15 protein-coding genes are annotated in these 15992 nt (G+C 42.8%); 13 read left to right on the top strand and 2 right to left on the bottom strand.

The genetic code is table 11. The features are described from left to right. Positions 1-45: 45 nt before the first annotated feature. Positions 46-1056, bottom strand: a complete 1011-nt coding sequence (asnA, locus tag T541_RS0111990; RefSeq protein ID WP_026652956.1) for an aspartate--ammonia ligase — start codon at positions 1054-1056, stop codon at positions 46-48. Positions 1057-1353: 297 nt separating this feature from the next. On the opposite strand from asnA, the gene T541_RS0111985 reads away from it, so the two are divergent. The 12 genes from T541_RS0111985 (at position 1354) to T541_RS0111930 (ending at position 14831) form a co-directional block, all read left to right on the top strand. Continuing rightward, positions 1354-1581 carry an HPr family phosphocarrier protein gene (locus T541_RS0111985; RefSeq protein WP_026652955.1) on the top strand — a complete coding sequence of 76 codons (228 nt, stop codon included), beginning with the start codon at positions 1354-1356 and terminating at the stop codon, positions 1579-1581. 107 nt (positions 1582-1688) lie between these two features. Continuing rightward, a complete protein-coding gene (locus T541_RS0111980; protein ID WP_026652954.1) occupies positions 1689-4142 on the top strand; it encodes an ATP-dependent DNA helicase in 2454 nt (817 codons plus the stop codon). Between the two features lie 542 nt (positions 4143-4684). Then, positions 4685-5416, top strand: coding sequence for a hypothetical protein (locus T541_RS0111975; protein WP_026652953.1), 732 nt, complete (start codon positions 4685-4687; stop codon positions 5414-5416). Further along, positions 5413-6732 carry an Mbeg1-like protein gene (locus T541_RS19515; RefSeq protein ID WP_051538230.1) on the top strand — a complete coding sequence of 440 codons (1320 nt, stop codon included), beginning with the start codon at positions 5413-5415 and terminating at the stop codon, positions 6730-6732. The genes T541_RS0111975 and T541_RS19515 overlap by 4 nt, the downstream gene beginning before the upstream one ends. A gap of 408 nt (positions 6733-7140) precedes the next feature. Further along, positions 7141-8874, top strand: coding sequence for an ABC transporter ATP-binding protein (locus T541_RS0111965; RefSeq protein WP_026652952.1), 1734 nt, complete (start codon positions 7141-7143; stop codon positions 8872-8874). Beyond that, positions 8874-10655, top strand: coding sequence for an ABC transporter ATP-binding protein (locus T541_RS0111960; RefSeq protein WP_026652951.1), 1782 nt, complete (start codon positions 8874-8876; stop codon positions 10653-10655). Before T541_RS0111965 ends, T541_RS0111960 begins: the two co-directional genes overlap by 1 nt. A 15-nt stretch (positions 10656-10670) precedes the next feature. Further along, positions 10671-11063, top strand: a complete 393-nt coding sequence (locus tag T541_RS0111955) for a cytidine deaminase family protein (RefSeq protein ID WP_026652950.1) — start codon at positions 10671-10673, stop codon at positions 11061-11063. 88 nt (positions 11064-11151) lie between these two features. After that, on the top strand, positions 11152-11658 hold the full coding sequence (locus T541_RS19510) for a GNAT family N-acetyltransferase (RefSeq protein ID WP_155839514.1): 507 nt from the start codon (positions 11152-11154) through the stop codon (positions 11656-11658). 104 nt (positions 11659-11762) lie between these two features. Beyond that, positions 11763-12620, top strand: coding sequence for a GNAT family N-acetyltransferase (locus T541_RS0111945; protein ID WP_026652949.1), 858 nt, complete (start codon positions 11763-11765; stop codon positions 12618-12620). 92 nt (positions 12621-12712) lie between these two features. After that, the gene (locus T541_RS19505; protein ID WP_051538228.1) at positions 12713-13165 is read left to right on the top strand and encodes a GNAT family N-acetyltransferase; all 453 of its coding nucleotides are present in this window, start codon (positions 12713-12715) and stop codon (positions 13163-13165) included. A gap of 113 nt (positions 13166-13278) precedes the next feature. Further along, entirely contained in the window at positions 13279-13881 is a 603-nt protein-coding gene (locus tag T541_RS0111935; RefSeq protein ID WP_026652948.1) for an AAA family ATPase, read from the top strand. Positions 13882-14015: 134 nt separating this feature from the next. Then, the gene (locus T541_RS0111930) at positions 14016-14831 is read left to right on the top strand and encodes a nitroreductase family protein (RefSeq protein ID WP_026652947.1); all 816 of its coding nucleotides are present in this window, start codon (positions 14016-14018) and stop codon (positions 14829-14831) included. 104 nt (positions 14832-14935) lie between these two features. On the opposite strand, the gene T541_RS19500 is transcribed toward T541_RS0111930, so the two are convergent. Further along, positions 14936-15466, bottom strand: a complete 531-nt coding sequence (locus T541_RS19500; RefSeq protein ID WP_051538227.1) for a putative ABC transporter permease — start codon at positions 15464-15466, stop codon at positions 14936-14938. A 106-nt stretch (positions 15467-15572) separates the two neighbouring features. On the opposite strand from T541_RS19500, the gene T541_RS0111920 reads away from it, so the two are divergent. Beyond that, positions 15573-15956 carry a hypothetical protein gene (locus tag T541_RS0111920; protein ID WP_026652946.1) on the top strand — a complete coding sequence of 128 codons (384 nt, stop codon included), beginning with the start codon at positions 15573-15575 and terminating at the stop codon, positions 15954-15956. The last annotated feature ends 36 nt before the right edge of the window (positions 15957-15992 follow it).

Raw genomic sequence — 15992 nt, 5'->3', positions numbered from 1 at the left:
AAAGAAAAAGGGAAGCTAAAAAATAGCTTCCCGAATCTAATCAAATTACAGTAACCAAATTCCGTTCTTGGTTGCCTCTTCTACCATTTCTTCTGGCCAGATGGAGCACTGAACCTCTCCAATGTGAGCCTTTCTTAAGAAGAACATGCAGATACGAGACTGACCAATACCGCCTCCAATTGTGTATGGAAGCTCTTTGTCAAGGATCGCCTTCTGGAATGGGAGCTGTGCTCTGTCTTCGCAGCCAGCCTTCTTAAGCTGAGATGCAAGAGAATCCTCGTCTACACGGATACCCATACTTGAAAGCTCAAGAGCGATATCAAGAACAGGGTAGTACACGATAATATCGGCATTGAGGGCCCAATCATCATAGTCTGGAGCTCTTCCGTCGTGCTTGTCACCTGATGCAAGCTCATCACCGATCTGCATGATACATACAGCGCCCTTAGCCTTGGCGATGTAGTACTCACGCTCCTTAGGAGTATTGTCTGGGAACATGTCCTCAAGCTCCTGAGTAGTGATGAAGAAAATCTCATCCGGAAGGATTTCCTCGATATAATCGTACTGGATAGACATAAACTTCTCAGTCTTGCGAAGAACCTTGTAAACGTCCTTAACTGTGGCCTTTAGATAGTCGAGATTTCTATCTTCTTTATTGATAACCTTTTCCCAGTCCCACTGGTCTACGAAGATTGAATGGATGTTGTCAGGGATCTCATCTCTTCTGACAGCGTTCATATCTGTGTAAAGACCTTCGTATACGTTGAAACCGTACTTCTTAAGAGCATATCTCTTCCATTTAGCAAGAGAGTGCACAATCTCAGCTGGGCGCTCATTCTCATTGAGAATATCAAAGGAAACAGGGCGCTCTACACCGTTAAGATTGTCGTTAAGTCCTGACTCTGGAGTAACAAACAAAGGAGCTGTTACTCTCTGGAGATTAAGGCGTGTGGATAACATGCCCTGAAAGAAGTCCTTAACTGTCTTAATACCGACCTGGGTGTCGTGAAGATCCAGGGCGGATTTGTAGTTCTTGGGAATTTTAAGGTTTTCCATAATCGTATTCACTTTCTGTTTATAAGTATTCACATTCCATTAAATTACTTTTTTCTTCATATTGCAAGAAAAAAGTTGTCTAAAATTAAGCTCCGGGATGAAAAAATGATATTTAGTGAAAAAGTATTTCATAGGCTGAAAACCAGAGCAGAAGCGGGATTGAGCGAAAACGTTTTAGTTAAAATTATTTTTATGTGTAATTGTTCGCAAATAATTCACAAAATGAACACAAATTACGTGTAATATCGTTTAAAGTCGATTGACGAGAAAGGAAGTGACATTATGTTGATCAGTAACATGATTCAGAAACACATCATGCTCAGTCCATCTCAAGTTAAGGACTTCGTCAGCGAGGCAACAAAGTGTGACTTTGATGTAGATATTTACTATAACAGATACGTTGTTGATGCTAAGTCTATCCTTGGTGTATTTGGACTTGACCTTACTCAGCCTCTTACAGTTGAGTACAACGGATTCAATCAGGAATTTGAGAATTACTTAAGCGAACTCGCAGTTGCAGTATAATTTTTTCATTAAATAGCTTGTTCTACCCACTAAAATAAAATAATTGTTGAATCTTGTAGTACAAAGACTCCTCATGGTATACAATGTGCCATGGGGAGTTTTTTGTTATGGAGATAAAGATTTCAGTCAGATCCTTAGTGGAATTCATACTAAGGGGTGGCGATATAGATAATAGAATACATCAGTCTTCTCCAGATGCTATGCTTGAGGGCGGCAGGATCCACAGGATGATTCAAAAGAGCATGGGGCCTGACTACCACGCCGAGGTACAGCTTAAGTACACCCATAATGCCGGCGATTTCGACATCGTGATCGAAGGAAGAGCAGATGGCATAAGGGATAAGTACTTCGGAACCCAGGATGGTATCTATTCACAGGGATCTCTTTTACCATCTGAGCGCTATGCGCCTATGATTGACGAGATTAAGGGAACATATCGCGACCTGGCCAAGATGAAGGAGCCTGTGGCGGTCCACCTGGCTCAGGCTAAGGCCTACGCCTTTATGTATCTTCAGGAAGCCCATTATCCCGAGATTGACGTTCGCATGAGTTATTGCAACATCGATACCGAGGAGATGAGATACTTCGATTACACCTATTCCTATGAGGAAATCAGCGCCTGGTTCCAGGAGCTTACTGAGAAGTACATGAAGTGGGCAAGGTTTGAGTATGACTGGAGCATTGTTAAGACTGATTCCATCAAGCAGGTCCAGTTCCCATTTCCCTATAGAGATGGGCAAAAAGAGCTGGCAGCTGGCGTTTACAGAACCATAGTCCACCAGAAAAAGCTCTTTTTAGAGGCTCCTACTGGAACCGGCAAGACTATAAGCACCGTATTTCCTGCAGTTAAGGCTGTTGGCGAGGGCAAGATATCCAGAATCTTTTATCTTACTGCCAAGACCATCACAAGAACCGTGGCAGAGGAGGCCTATGACACCTTAAGAGATAGTCAGGGGCTCAAGTTCAAGACTGTAACCATCACAGCCCGTGATAAGATCTGCTTTATTGATGAGGATAAGAGGAAATGTAATCCTGAGGCCTGTCCCTACGCTAAGGGCCACTATGACAGGATCAACGATGCCATCTATGATCTTCTGACTCATGAAGATTCTTTTAAAAGAGATACCATTATAGAATATGCAACCAAGCACCAGGTCTGTCCCTTTGAGATGTCGCTGGATATGAGCCTTTGGGCAGATGGTGTGATCTGTGACTACAACTACGTCTTTGATCCCTTTGTGTATCTTAGGCGCTTTTTTGGTGACGGAATAAGGAATGACTACTGTTTCCTGGTGGATGAGGCCCATAACCTTCTTGACAGAGGAAGGGATATGTATAGCGCTGTTCTTAGAAAAGAGAGCTTTCTTGAGCTTAAGAACCAGATCAAGGAGTTCCATCCAAGGATCGCAGGGCATTTGGATAAGTGCAACAAGGCTCTTTTGGAGCTAAAAAGAGATTGCGAAGGCTGCACTGTAAATAACACCATAGATAAGTTCATAAATCCGTTAACAAGGCTATCTGCCATTATGAGTGAGTATTTAGAGGACCATCAGGAGGGACCTTGCAGAGAAGAGATTCTGCAGTTTTATTTTGATGTGTCCAGATTCCTAACTATTTATGAAAAGGTGGATGACCACTACGTGATCTACAGTGAATTTGCCTATGATGGGTCATTCCTGCTTAGACTTGCGTGTATTGATCCATCTACCAACCTGGCGGAGTGCATGGCCAGAGGCAGATCTTCAATTCTCTTTTCCGCAACACTACTGCCTATCCAGTATTACAAAAAGCTCCTTGGGGGAACAGATGAGGACTTCGAGATTTATGCCAAGTCTGTCTTCAATCCTGAAAGGCTGGGAGTGTTTATTGGAAAGGATGTTACCACCCGTTATCAGAACAGAGGCTACGAGCAGTATTACAGGATTGCCCAGTATATCAGGGATACAGTCCTTGCTAGAAGTGGCAACTACCTGATTTTCTTCCCTTCTCATCAGTTCCTTGAGGATGTACTTGAGATCTATGAGGAGGAATTCCTTGAAAGCGAGAATACTGAGATCCTGGTTCAGCACGAGGGCATGACTGAGAGTGCCAGAGAGGCCTTTCTTGACAGATTCTCAGCTGGAAATGACCTGGATCTTTCTGAAGTTATCCACATGGATATCGACGTGGTAGAGGATAAGAATGTCCTTGGCTTCTGCGTTATGGGTGGAATCTTCAGTGAGGGAATTGACCTTAAATACGATAGCCTTATTGGCGTTGTGGTGGTGGGCCCTGGTATTCCTATGGTCTGCAATGAAAGGGAGATTATCAGAGATTTCTTCGAAAACAAGGGCGTTGACGGTTTTGATTATGCCTACAGATTCCCAGGCATGAACAAGGTACTTCAGGCAGCAGGCCGTGTTATCAGGACAGAGGATGACAAGGGCGTGGCTGTTCTTTTGGATGATAGATTCATGCAGAGTAGTTATAGAGCTCTTTTCCCAAGAGAGTGGAAGGGATATAAGACTATTTCGACCGATTCAGTCAAAAACCATCTAAACCAGTTCTGGTCTGAAGGTTAAGGTGAATTAATGTGGCTATTAGGGTGACAATCATAAAAAACTAACCACATGGTTTACATAAAAATAAATATTACAAAAATATGTCAACTAAATAATAGGTGTAATTGTATCAATTGTACGAACAACTTATCACTTTTACAGAAAACTGATGGAAAAGATATGAATAATTGACAGTGGTGTCATGTGGATAACTCTGTGGAAACTGGGGATATGTTAAAAACGAGTTTTCGGAAAACCGCATAAATAGGGCATTTAAAAACCATTGCTATTTTATACACAAAAGTGATCGAAAATGACCAATTGACCGATAAGGTAAATGATGTTATGTAAACTATTGAAATAAATGACAAGTGTGTCAAGTTAAACGGTACAAACCGCGTGGTTATGGGATTTGCTGATAAAGGTGTTGCATTCAGTGCCTTTATCCGCAATTTTGTTACTAGCGCAAATGATTTTATGATAATATTGAATGGTGGGGAAATAAAAGAATGCATAGTTAATAAAAAGCTAGAAACGCGGATGCGTAATTGGGGGAGGCGACTATGACATTAACAGACAACGAAAAAAGTGTTCTAAAGGGGATTTCTTTTAATTCGGATTCCATCGAAACAGGCGCTTTGGATGATCAGGATAGCGCTATTCTCACAGAGATGCGAGCTGTGGGACATTATCTTAAAAACAAATATCCAACTCACAACTTCATAATTAGCGGATGCGAGCCCAAGACAGGTACGCTTCGTGACTACAACGAGTGGTATTTTTCTGAGGAGGATGGGCCTAGTTATATTGCTATTGCCATAGAGAATAGCAGCTTAAGCGAAAGCGGAGTAGTTACCTCTTCCCGTACTGTTATCAAAGACAACTACTACGGAGAGATAGTGCGTTCCAAGATCCAGGAGTCAGTTCTTGAGCTGGTTAAGAGCGCAGGCTTTCCTGTAATCGATGTCCGTGCGGACTTCTCAGAGTTCCTTGGCATGGAATACAAAGACAGCATCACTGTTACAGACGTGCTGACTGGTGTAGTTCCTGCTGGTAACGACTTTAAGGTCTTTTTGGATGGTTCACAGCTTACCAGGATCATTCCCGACAGAAGCGACAAAGTCCTTGCAAAGAGCCTTTATAGCGAGCGTATCACAAGGCTTTGTGATGTTTTAAAGGCCAAGGATATCGTTGGCGACGTATACGTGGTTATTTTGAAAAGAGCTGACGCTGATCCAATAAGGGGAAGGCTCTATTCAGAGAATGTTTCTATAGATGGGAGGATAACTGCATGAATACAGGTCTTTCTATCGAGGAAATCGTTTTTATCAATAATCTTCTCTATCTGGATAACCTGGGAGGTCCAAAGGGTACCTTCCTTTCAGAGGTCAACGAGACCAAGACAATTGGCGACTATATAGACAGCGTTCTTGATAATGCTTCGGAAATTGACGATTCAAACGAGTATTTTGCTGGCATGACTGGCTTTGAATGTAAGCAGATCCTTAAGGCTGCAGGCAAGAATCAGCACCTGAGGGACATAATCATTGAGTCGGTGCACTTTGAAAGCACCAGTGCCGGCGGCGGAAAGAGTGCGCTTTTATATGATCCCGAGGGGAACGAAGCCATTGTAGCCTTCAGGGGTACTGAAAGCGACGCGGAATGGGTTGATAACGTTGAAGGCCTTTATATGATCCCAACTGCCTTTCAGCAGAACGCCCTTAACTGGTATCAGTCCCTTGATCTTACAGACTGCGATGTGATCACTGTTACCGGACATTCCAAGGGTGGTAACAAGGCTGTTTATATAACTCTCATGGATAACACAGTGGATAACTGTATCTCTTTTGACGGACAGGGCTTTTCAGATGAGTTTATCGACAAGTATGCAGATATCATCAGACGTCGCCAGGATCGTATCCACACAATTTGTGCTGAGAGCGATTATGTGAACCTGCTTCTCAACGAAGTGGGCACTAAGCAGTTCTACCTTGGTACCAACTATGGAAGACTTGGTTTTGGTGAGAACCACTGCCCAAATGCTATTCTTTTCTTTGATGAGTACGATGATGCGTTCCTTTGGAAGGCTCAGGGCCAGGATCCTAAGATGGCGGACCTTGATAAGATGTTCAACAGCTTCATCCGTTCTATTCCCGCCCAGGAAAAAGAGGATGTGGCTAAAATGGTAGGTAACATCATAATTGGCGCCATCAGAAATAATCAGGATGCCATATTCAGTACCTTCTCAGACAAGAGATATTCAGAAAGCGCTTCAGATCTTTTGGCTTTCATCCTTCGCTACAAGATGAAGTACCCTAAGATGGTGGAATCCCTTAAAGAGATCCTTAGTCAGAACAATATAGACACCGATGTTGTGGGCGTTGTTGACTTTATAACCAATCACAGCTTCCTGGTTAAGCTCATAGGTCTTTTCCCATGGCTCACAATTCTGGTATTAAGGCTTAAGGGCGTGGATAAGAATGTCCTTACGCTCCTTAAAAGGCACAAAGAGCTGTTTAAATTCCTGGTGAAGGTGGCAGATAAGATGAACATTGTTAACCCGGATATCACTAGTGGCGCGGATAAGAAGATTGAAATGAAGGCGTCATGATCACGAGTTTTTAGAAAAATGTATTAAAATTTCAAAAATTGTGTTGACAATGTAATTTTGATGTGCAATTATCAAAAGGTCAGCAGTGCTACGGCTGATAAATTTTAATGAAAGCGAGGTAAATGTAATGATTAATGTGGCAAAAATCAGAGTACTACATAATTATGCTATGACTTTACCTCGGGATATTCTGCGTGGATAAGGCTATTTGCCGCATCTAAATAGAATGACATTGTGATACGCATGCCCTAGGTAAGTCTGGATGATTTGCCTAGGGTTTTTTTATGCTGTTTTGGAAACTGGGCCCGTTTTCAAAGTTCACAGAACCCGAGGAATGAGACATAAAGGAAACGAAAATGTGCAATTGGCTCTATGGCTTAATTGCATTTGCACCACAGGGAGGGATAAATGAAGACACTAGGAAGTTATGTGCGAAAGCACTGGGCATCATACACCATGGCAGTAACGTTCATGTTGATAGCGATTGCCCTTGACATGATGTTCCCTAAAGTAACTAAGAAAATTGTAAATGACGTTTTAGTCGGCCAGAATTATGATCTGTTCCCATTTCTGCTTGGAATCATTATTGTAATCGGCGTAGGCAGAAGTGTTTTTGGATACTTCCGTGAATATACATTCGACAAGAATTGTATAACCATCGGAACTGAGATGAGAAAGGATCTCTTTGACCATATTCAGGGACTTTCTCTTGACTATTTTGACGATGCCAGCACAGGAGAGCTGATGGCCAGAGTTAAGGATGATATCGACAAGATCTATCAGCTTGTTGGAATGGCGGCCATGATGGGCATGGAGGTAGTGATCAACGCAGTACTTATCCTGTATTTCATGTTTAGGATAAATGCGGTTCTTACTCTTTTACCTCTTACATTTATGGCAATCTGCGGAGCCACAGCCATCATCATGGAGAAGAAGCTGGACAAAGTCTACGACGACATAAGTGAGGAGAACGCTCTTCTTACAACGATCGCGGAAGAGAATCTGGCTGGAGTGCGCACAGTTAAGGCATTTGCCAGGGAAGATTATGAGATTAAGAAGTTCTTTGAACACAATAAGAAATACCATGACCTGAACATGCAGGAGGCTAAGGTTTTGATTCGCTTCTATCCAGTATTTCAGCTGGCTGGAACACTTCTTCCCGTAGCCTGCGCAGTTCTTGGCGGAATCTCCGTAATTAACGGACACATGGACCTGGGCGATCTTGCGGCCTACATAATCTACGCAAGGAACTGCACATGGCCTATGGAGGAGCTTGGATGGATCACCAACGAGATCTCCAGCGCCTTCGCATCAATGAAGAAGGTTAAAAAGATCTATGAAGAGCATTCTACATTATCCGTCTGCCCAGAACCAAAGCATGTTGAAGAGGTTAAGGGAGAGGTTGAGTTTGACCACGTGTCACTTACTCTTGGAGATAAAGAGATACTGTCAGATATAAGCTTTAGCCTTCAAAAGGGCAAGACCCTTGGAATTATGGGCCAGACAGGCTCTGGAAAGTCAACCATAGTTAACCTTTTACAGCGTTTCTATGACCCTACAGAGGGCACCATCAGGCTTGATGGCAATGAGCTTAAGGAGATGGACCTTGACCAGGTACGAGGTGCCACATCAGTAGTTATGCAGGATGTATTTCTTTTCTCTGACACCATTGAGGAGAATATCCGCATGGGTCGCAGGGAAGAAATGACCATGGATACTATTGTTGATGCTGCTAAGAAGGCCAAGGCCAGCGAGTTTATCGAAAAGCTTGATGAGCAGTACAAGACAGTTATTGGTGAGAGAGGCGTAGGCCTTTCAGGAGGACAGAAGCAGCGTATCAGTATCGCCCGTGCCATCTCAAAGGATGCACCAATACTGGTTCTTGACGATTCAACTTCAGCCCTTGATATGGAGACAGAGGCAGAGATCCAGAAGACTCTGGATGAGATCAAGAGCACAACCAGAATTATTGTTGCTCACAGAATTTCTGCAGTTAGAAACGCAGATGAGATCATCTATCTTAAGGATGGTCGTATAGCTGAGCGTGGAACCCACGAGCAGCTGCTTAGAAAGAAGGGGCTCTACTACGATACATACATTGCGCAATACGGAGCTCTGGAAGAAATGGAGGTGAGTGCGTAATGGCAACTAACTCATTTCGTGAAGATGAGACACTAAAGCACACGGACAGGAAAAAGATATTTGTCCGTCTTATTAGATATTTAAAACCACATATTTATGAGATAATTCCAGTTTTAATTTCACTGGGAATCGCAGTTGGAATCAGCCTTGTGAGCCCACTCCTCATCGAATATGCAATTGATGAGCATGTGGCCAACAGAAATGTCAACGGACTGCTGTCAGCTGCAGGCATCATCGTGGTTCTTGGAATTGTCTACATTGTTTTCGTAAAGATCAGAATGTATCTGATGAACAAGGTGGCTAACAAGGTTCTCTTAGATGTGCGCCAGGAGCTTTATGAGCACATCCAGACATTGTCTTTTTCATTTTTTGATTCAAGACCAACTGGTAAGGTCCTGGCCCGCATCATTGGAGACGTTAACTCCATGAAGGATGTAATGGCCAACACCATCACAAACCTGATCCCTAACTTCATCACAGTTGCGGGAGTTGTGGTGATCATGCTTGTAAAGGACTGGAAGCTTGCTCTTGGAACCTTTGTATCACTGCCAATCCTCTTTGTCAGCGTTTTCTGGATCAGAAGCGTAGGCCACAAGCGCTGGGAGGATGTTCGTAAGAAGTCCTCTAACCTTACAGCTTATATCCATGAGGATATCGCTGGAATCTCAGTTGTACAGAGCTTTAATGCTGAGAGCGAGACCAAGAAGACCTTTAGAGAACTGGCTAATGCCCACCGCGATGCCTATATCAAGGCCTGCAGAGCAGTAGATCTTTTTGGACCTTCAATTGACATGAGCTGGGCAATAAGCAGCATGGCTCTTTATCTTGTAGCTGTAAGATTCCTTGGCTACACAGATGCGTCAGTGGGCCTTCTTACAGCCTTTGCAAGCTACTGTGGTATGTTCTGGAGTCCAATCATGGGTCTTTCCAACTACTACAACCAGCTTGTTACCAATATGACCGCAGCAGAGCGTGTCTTTGATATTCTGGACACCGAGGCCACCATCGTTGATAAGGACGGGGCAAAAGAGCTACCTCCTATCCGCGGAAAGGTGCGCTTTGAGAATGTTGGCTTTACCTATGACGAGGGAACTGAGGCAGAGACTAAGGTTCTTGATAACGTCAGCTTTGAAGCAAGACCTGGCGAGACAATTGCCCTTGTTGGTCCAACCGGCGCCGGCAAGTCCACAATTGTTAACCTTATCAGCAGATTTTATGACATCCAGAAGGGTAAGATATATGTTGATGACAACGACCTTACAGACGTTACCATCAATAGCCTTAGAAGTCAGATGGGCGTCATGACCCAGGATAACTTCATCTTCCAGGGTACAGTTCGCGAGAACATCATGTATGGTAAGCTTGACGCCACAGAAGAGGAGATGATCGCTGCAGCTAAGGCAGTTAACGCCCACGACTTTATCATGGAGCTTGAAAAGGGCTACGATACAGAACTTAAAGAGCGCGGCGCAGGCCTGTCCATCGGTCAGAGACAGCTTATCGCCTTTGCCCGTACCATGATTTCTATGCCCAAGATCCTTATCCTTGATGAGGCCACAAGTAGCATAGATACTCACACAGAGATGCTGGTTCAGAAGGGCATCCAGGCGCTTTTAAAGGGCCGTACAAGCTTTGTTATTGCGCACCGCTTATCAACAATTAAGAATGCAGACCGCATCTTCGTTATTAACGGCGGCGGTATCCAGGAGACTGGCAGCCACGATCAGCTCATTGCAAAGCGCGGTGCATACTATGACCTGTACATGGCACAGTTTGCGTAATTAGGAGATGATATAATGGATAAGATATGGGAAGAATTATTTAATGCTGCAAAGTCAGTGCAGAATCCTAGGGAAATCTCAGATAGGATCTACGCTGGCGGCGTTGCAGCTGCGATAGAATCAGCATCAGGCAATATCTACAAGGGAGTTTGCGTAGATACCAGCTGCACACTTGGCGTATGCGCTGAGAGAAATGCCATTTTCAACATGATCACCAATGGCGAGCATGAAATAAAAAGAGTCCTTGCAATTATGCCAGATGGAAAGACAGGAGCTCCATGCGGCGCCTGCCGAGAGATGATGACTCAGCTAATGCCAGGAAAATATCAGGATGTTGAGATCATGATGGACTATGAAAACGGCAGAATTGTGACGCTGGGAGAATTGACTCCTGAGTGGTGGATATAATAAATAACGGTTGATTGGAAAAACACTACTAACTGCAGCTATGATGCGTGATTTATGGCTGAAAAATATGTGAAAGGTAAAAGAATATTTGACTATAATACACATCGAACCCTTCAAGATGGACTATCTTGATGACTACTATAGAGAATTCAACGAAGAGATTACAAAGTTCCAGTGGCCAGATCCATGTGAGAGCTTAGAAGAGGAAAAAGAGCTGCTGGGAGAATTCATGGATGAGGTAGAAAGCGGAGAAATGCTTCTTTTTAGCATTCTATCTGAGGATGGTGAATTCCTTGGAAGTACTGAAGTTCATGCAATAAAGACTGACTGTCCAGAAGTTGGCGTTTGGATCAAGAAATCAGAATGGGGCAAGGGTTATGCATTTGATGCTCTTAGCCAGACCCTTGACTATGCGATAAAGAACCATGGTATTAGACAGTTCTTTTACGAGGCAGACGTACGTAATGCTGGCAGTAACAAGCTTCTTAATAAGTTTGCTAAGGATTATGAGATTACAGATCTTGAGGTAGAGAAATTGACCACAGATTCTGGAAAAGAACTGGAACTTCAGGGACATATACTGGCTGTAAAGTAAGTATGTATGGGTGAATTAATGAAAACGATTGTTATCTTAACTTGTTAACTAATAAAGATAATCGTTGATGACATAATTAGTACGTAGTACTAGAGGAATACGATATGAGAATTGAATATAACTATCGAGATAACGAGGCCCTTAGAGCATCCTTCAACAGGCTTGCGGAAAAGTCCTTTGGCCTTAACTTTGAGAACTGGTACCAGAATGGTTTTTGGAAGGATAACTACATCCCATATTCAGTCATTGAGGATGGTGAGGTTGTAGCCAATGTGTCAGTAAATGCCTGCAACATGAACTACGATGGCAGGATTGTACGCCTGATCCAGATAGGCACAGTAATGACAGATCCTGATTACCGTGGAAAGGGTTATTCCAGAGCACTGATGGAAAGAGTGATCAGTGACTATGAGGGCAAGGTTGATGGAATGTACCTATACGCCAACGACTCTGTGGTGGACTTTTACCCAAGGTTTGGATTTGTAGAGAGTAAAGAGTATCAGTACAGTAAATCTGTGGATATTACAAGGGACCAGACTGCTACACTGGTTCCAATGGCTGATAAAAGTGACTGGGACAAAATGGTAAAGCTTCTTAATGAAAAAGAGCAGAACAGCAAAGTCTACATGGTCTCCAATACTGGCCTATACATGTTCTACCTGTCACAGTTCATGCAGGAGAATACCTTCTACATTCCAGAATGCGATAGCTACGCCATTGCAGAGATAGAGGATAACACCCTTATCCTCCATGCCATCATCGGTAATGGGAATCTGGACCAGATAATCTCATCATTTGGAAAAGAGATTAAGACAGTTCTTTTAAACTTTACCCCTAGAAGTACAGAGGGATTCGATGTAAAAGAGCTAATTGAAGAGGACACACATTTCTTCGTGCGGGGTAAATTCTTCGAAGACACCGCCAACGATGCATACATGTTCCAATCAATAACCCACGCATAAGTCAATGGGGACGGTTCTAATTGACTCCAGAGCCAATTAGAACCGTCCCCCAGTGGCTTGGGGCATCCAAATTACATCAAAGGAGAGGCATAATGAGAATTAAAGAAGAAACGATAACGCTTAAGGATGGGAGAGAGCTTACCCTTAGATCTGCTGAGGAGAAGGATGCCCAGACTATGCTGGATTACATAGTGAAAACGGCGGAGGAGACACATTTTCTTGTCAGATATCCTGAAGAAATAAGCCCAGATATTGAAAGAGAAAAGAGGATAATCAATGATAGCCTTGAAGCTGAGGCCTCAGCGTGGTTTACGGTATTCGATGGAGATAAGGCGGTAGGTAATTGCTCTATTTCACGACATAGAAACCACATTAAGCTTAAGCACAGGTGCGATTTTGCAATTGCTCTTGAACAGGCGTATTGTGGCTGTGGTCTTGGAACAATTCTTATGACTAAGGCAATTGATAAGGCAAAAGAGCTAGGATTTGAGCAGATAGAACTTGGCGTATATGCAGACAACAAAAAAGGAATAGCTCTTTATTAGAAGATGGGCTTCCAGGAAACGGGCAGGATTCTCAGGGCGTACAAGCTCAAGGATGGCACATATATTGATGAGATAAACATGGTTCTGTTCTTATAATTTGTGGAGGAGACTAAATGGCAAACCTGATTGTAGTGTGTGGACCTCAGGCAGTGGGTAAAATGACTGTGGCTGAGAGTCTTAGAGATAAGCTTAAGTACAATATGATGATGAATCATGACAGCATTGAGATGTCAGATAAGATCTTTGGCTTTGATACTCCTGCGCAAAGGGAATTCAATAGCTATTTTAGAGAAAAGGCATTTGAGCTGGCAGTGAAGCACAATGTGGATCTGCTATTTACTTATGTTTGTGCCTTTGATATGCAGGAAGAGCGTGACTATCTGGAGTCATTGAGAGCTCTTTTTGAAAAAGATGGCGGACACTTCTATTTCGTAGAACTAAGTGCCACTCTTGAAACAAGACTTTTAAGAAATGAGACTCCTCACCGCATGGAGAGAAAGGCATCAAAGAAAGATGTCGAATGGAGCAAGGCTAACCTCTTAAAGGATGTGGAGAGGTACAAACTTAACACAGATGAGGGTGAGTCCTGGTTTGAAAATCATTTAAAGATTGATAACACGAATCTTGAGCCAGATGAGGTGGCGGATCTTGTAATCAAGGAATTTGGCCTGGTTCCAAATGAGAAGGAAGAGAAAGAGTACCGCTTTGGCGTGTGAGTCAGACCGAAATTGATATGGGCCTTTTAAATTCATATACAAAATTGCATACAATATAATTGCCAAAAACACAAAATATGTTATAATCCTTTCAACAACTTTTTGAGACTAATGAATAAGTGAGGTGAAAGGTAATGACTGGTTTTTTGGAATTGGCTAGACAAAGAAGAAGCGTAAGAAGCTTTGATGACAATATGCCAGAAAAGGCTATTCTGGATCAGCTTAAGGAATTTGCTGAGACTATAACTAATCCCTATGGAGTGAAGGTTAGATTTGTGTTTCTCGATGCTAAAGAGCATAAGCTTTCCAGCCCTGTTCTTACAGGTGAAAAGATCTATGTCAGCGCGATTGTGGGGAAAGAAAGCCACGCAGAAGAAGGCTATGGCTATAGCTTTGAGAAGCTCCTTATGAAGGCACAGGAGCTGGGTCTTGGGAATGTATGGATCGGCGGAACAATGCCAAGAGAGAAGTTTGAGAAGGCTTCTGGTCTTGCAGAGAATGAAGTGATGCCATGTGTTAGCCCTCTTGGAGCCCCTGCAAAGAGAATGTCTGTAAAAGAGACACTTATGCGAAAGGGAGTTAAGGCTGACACAAGAATGAGCTTTGAAGAGCTTTTCTTTGAAGGAGACTTTTCTAAGCCGCTTACTGAGAGGTTTGCCAAGGAGAATGGCCTATACGACGACCTTGAGGCAGTACGCATAGCTCCATCAGCTGTGAACAAGCAGCCTTGGAGAATAGTAATAGATGGAAAGAAAGCCCATTTCTATGAAAAACATGATAAAGGATTTTTAACTCCAGACTACGACCTTCAGAAAATTGATCTTGGAATAGCTCTTTATCACTTTGAAAGTCAGATGCTCAGCGAAATGAGAGCGCCAAAGCTTTCTGTAGAAGATCCAGGAATCAATACTCCAGATGGTGTGGACTACGTGGCAACATATACGTTTTAACGGCGTTGATTGATGATATGAAATTGTAATAAGTCAGTGTGATAACTAATAAAAAAGATGCTTTCAAGCGAGCTTGAAGCATCTTTTCTTTTTATTCCATACCATTACATGTTGCTGCCGAGGAGAAATCTTGCAATCACGTCAACTGCAAAGAGTGCAAACAGACCAAAAGTGATCACATTGTGGGCAGTGTTCTCATATTTCTCATTGATCTTATCAAGCCATGGCATAGCCACGAAGTAACCAAGGATTGTCAGAAGGCCAAAGGTGCAGGCTGGCTTAAAAGCGATCCTTCCCTGGAAATTAGCGAAGTATGTCTCATAGCTCCATAATGGCTTTCCAATGAGAATATCACATACATAGCTTCCGATGAGCTCAGCACTTGTGGCAAGCACAGCGCCTAAGCAGAATACAGGAAACCATGTCTTAAGTTTAAGCTTTTTTATAATAGGAATGATGATAAACATTCCAAATCCATAAATTGGGATCCATGGTCCAAACAAAAAGCCTCTGTTCACAAAGCCTTTCACCTGTTCAACCATGCTGACCCAGATTGACTCATAAACCCATCCCCCGAAGCAGAATGTAAGCCACATCTCTGCTAAATGTCTTAACTTCTTTACTTTTGTATTCATACCCTTTTCCTTCCAAATATAAATGCTTGAAAACACACTACGAAATGTTATTAAATATATGTTGAAATGTCAAATGTGTAGAATATATGCGTAGGAGCAGGGGGAAATGGCTAAAGAGTACTTATATCACGGAAGTCCCTATAAACTTGATAGGCTGGTTCCTAATCAGGCCGTGGACACAGGATTTAAAGAAGGGTGTCAGTTCGCCGTTTATGCCACAAGTAATAGGAACATGGCCATATGTTTTTCACTTGGATGCGTAGAGGAAAGTGATGACGCACAAAGAGTCATGATGCCTGAATATGGTGACAAGATGGTATTTAAGAAGTGCCATCCCAATTACGGCAAAAAAGGCTACCTCTATGTCTTGGACAAGGAGCAATTCGTTCATTCTATGGGAACTCAGTGGGTATGCTACAAAGAAATTGTTCCAGAAGAAATCATAGAGATTGATGTGGATGACTATTTGGAGCTTTGTATTATTGAATGATGTGTTGCAGTATACAGCTCTTTTTCCAGAGAAGAG

It is taken from the genome of Butyrivibrio proteoclasticus P6B7, assembly GCF_000622085.1.
Taxonomy (GTDB): Bacteria; Bacillota; Clostridia; order Lachnospirales; family Lachnospiraceae; genus Butyrivibrio; species Butyrivibrio proteoclasticus_A.
Note: the sequence above shows the minus strand (reverse complement) of the source record. Positions and strands in the feature narration are given on the sequence as shown.